The organism is Gluconobacter sp. P1D12_c (genome assembly GCF_018812105.1).
GTDB classification, from domain to species: domain Bacteria; phylum Pseudomonadota; class Alphaproteobacteria; order Acetobacterales; family Acetobacteraceae; genus Gluconobacter; species Gluconobacter oxydans_A.
Genome location: NZ_JACSIQ010000268.1, coordinates 1 through 538 on the forward strand (window position 1 = coordinate 1; position 538 = coordinate 538).

At 48.7% G+C, this 538-nt stretch carries 1 protein-coding gene; it reads left to right on the top strand.

What is annotated here, in order from left to right:
- Positions 1 to 538, top strand: a 538-nt coding sequence (locus tag KP705_RS16680) for a plasmid recombination protein (RefSeq protein WP_215765061.1), incomplete at both ends; no start/stop codon positions are given.

Sequence of the window (538 nt, forward strand, 5' to 3'; positions counted from 1 at the left end):
AAATACTATGGCGTGCATTGTTCTGTCTTGGCCAGGTGAGATGGATGCCGATTGTAAGCGTTGGCAAGCTCGGTCGGTCAAGTGGTTGCAGGACACGTATGGGGACCAGTTGAAGACAGTCATCAGGCATGATGATGAGGCTTTTCCTCATCTTCATGCTTTCATCGTTCCTGATGATTTGAAGGCGATCAGCTTACATCCTGGGGATAGTGCAAAGCAGAAGGCCAAGGCGGATGGGTTATCTCCAAAGGAACAAAATGAAGCCTATAAGCAATCGTTTAGAGATTGGCAGGACAGTTATTGGGATAAGGTCGTGAATCCTTCTGGCTTTACTCGTATTGGTCCAGGTCGTAGGCGTTTAACTCGGGACCAGTGGAACCAGGAGAAGCAACAAGCCAAGGCTTTAGCTATTGCTCTGGCTGATGGTCGTGCTGTTGCAAAGCGTGTTGATGCTGCAAAAGCTAAGGCTGAAAAGTTTGAGAAGGCTGGCACGTTGGTTGGTGCTGTTTCTTCTGCTGTTGCTGGTGGTGTTGTTCAG